Raw genomic sequence first — 1,988 nt, forward strand, 5'->3', positions numbered from 1 at the left:
CTGCTGGGGGGCGCGGATGCGCTGGCCGTACTCGACGGGGATCAGCTGCCCGACGCTGCCGCGTTGGCCCGCGCCCGGGCCCAACTCGCTCTCGCCTGGGAGGACGAGGCCGACCGGCCGGCCCTGCGCGGCGAAGCGGGCCGCTGGACGGTGGTGGACACGGACGTGCAGCTGCGGTACGGCCCGGACGAGTTGTGGTGGCCGTACCGCAGCAGCGGGGGCCGGTGGTGGCCTGCCGGTCCGCCGTACGCGGATCCGGCGGCCGCCCTGGCCGAGTCACTGACCGGGGATCAGGCGATGCCGTTCAGCACCGGGTAGTAACCGCCGGACTGCCCGGCGGCCTTGGGGTGGTAGGAGTCGCCGATCGGCCAGGTCACGCCGTGCAACCAGGCCGCGCCGGAGCAGAGTTCGTGTCCGGCGAAGGTGGTGCGGACGTCACCGAACCGGTAGCCGTGGTCGGCGGCGCGCTTGGCGGTGACCTCGTTGAGGTCGTCGGAGGCCGCGTTGAGCGCTGCCCTGGACCGTTCGCTGATGCCCAGGCACGAGGTGCCGAGCTTGTACATGCGCGGGTATCCGAGGACGACGACCTGAGCGTTGGGCGCCTTGGCCCTGATGGCGTCGTACACGGCGTCGAGGCGGCCCGGCAGCGTGCCGTCGATGTAGTTGCGGGCCTGCGCGACCCGGTTGAGGCACGCGCTCTCCCCCTGCAGTACGCAGGTGGTCATCACGTCGGCGAAACCGGCGTCGTTGCCGCCGACGCTGACGCTGATCAGCGTGGTGGCGGCGTTCGCCGGTCCGAGCTGCCCGTTGATGACGTCGGTGGTGCGCGCTCCGGAGCACGCGGTGAAGTGGAAGGAGGAGGGTGAGTGCGCGTTGCTCCACAACTGCGGATAAGCCCGGTTGCTGCGACGGCAGTTGCCGCTCTGGTAGTCGCCGGCGCCCGCGCCGGACGAGTAGGAGTCACCGAGGGCGACGTAGGAGACGGGGGCGGCCTGGGGCGCCGCGACGGCACCCGCGCCGTGCAGCGCGGGCAGGGAGACGAGGGCCGCGAGAGCGGCGAACACGGTCAGGGATCGGGGCAGATGCATGGGGCCTCCCGTGGGGGACATGGAGGAACGCCTGTGTCATCTGTCGTAGCAGCGCACAACCCGTTCGAGAAGTGTCCATGCCAAAGTTTCGTTCGTTTCCGCATGGTGGAACGAACGAAGGGAGGTCCAGGTGACGGCTCTTGGGCCGAACGGGTGAGCAACGCGCCGGGCCCAGGGGCCAACTGAGGGTGGGTCAGTCGCGCCGCAGCCCGGGTGGGCTGGCGCCGGCGGGCTCAGTCGAGCGGGCTGTCGAGCTTGCTGCCCTCGGCCGCGACGAGACTGCAGGTGACCGTCTTCATGCCGAGGCGGAACCCACTCACCTTCGGGAACTGGGAGAGGGTGCGGAACCGCACGCCGCTGGTCTGCTTCGCGGCCTTCGCCTCCAGCTTTCCCTTGCAGATCGACTCGGCCTTGCCGCTGACCGCCTCGTCGGTCTCGTACTCACCGGTCAGCTTCTCCTGGTGCACGACCTCGGCGTCGTGGGAGGAGGAGCAGGAACGCTTGTCGTTGTACCCCTCGCGGTCCTCGGCGATGTCGAAGCAGTCACCCGGGCGCAGCTGGTAGGCCGGGCGCGGCCCGGTGCTGGGGGTCGGCATGCTCGACTCCCAGTCGAACGCGGACGGGCTCTTCGTCGGGTCGTCGAAAGGGTCCTCGCCGTCCTCGTACGGGTCGTCCTCCGAATCGTCGAACCGGTCGCCCGGGGTGGCCGTGTCGGACGGCGTCGGCGTCGCGGACGCCGTCACGGCGGGCTCGTCCCCGGCCTCGCCGTCCTTGTCGCCTCCGGTGAGCACCAGGGCGGTACCGACGATGAGGGCGCCCACCACCGCCACCGAGGCCAGAGCGATGACGAGCGTGCGGCGGTTGCCGCCGCCGGGCGGCGGGGGCGGCGGCCAGCCACCC

At 71.4% G+C, this 1,988-nt stretch carries 2 protein-coding genes and 1 pseudogene; 1 reads left to right on the top strand and 2 read right to left on the bottom strand.

Features of this window, described 5'->3' with window-relative positions; genetic code table 11:
- A pseudogene (locus ACYVE9_RS24640) lies at positions 1 to 318 on the top strand (SWF or SNF family helicase); the annotation flags it as partial.
- On the opposite strand, the gene ACYVE9_RS24645 reads toward ACYVE9_RS24640, so the two are convergent.
- Both ACYVE9_RS24645 and ACYVE9_RS24650 read right to left on the bottom strand, forming a co-directional pair.
- Positions 291 to 1,088, bottom strand: coding sequence for an SGNH/GDSL hydrolase family protein (locus tag ACYVE9_RS24645; protein ID WP_461030102.1), 798 nt, complete (start codon positions 1,086 to 1,088; stop codon positions 291 to 293). The pseudogene ACYVE9_RS24640 and the gene ACYVE9_RS24645 overlap by 28 nt on opposite strands.
- A 233-nt stretch (positions 1,089 to 1,321) precedes the next feature.
- A partial coding sequence (locus ACYVE9_RS24650) for a hypothetical protein (protein WP_461030103.1) occupies positions 1,322 to 1,988 on the bottom strand: 667 nt, incomplete at its 5' end.

It is taken from the genome of Streptomyces sparsus, from assembly GCF_054776295.1.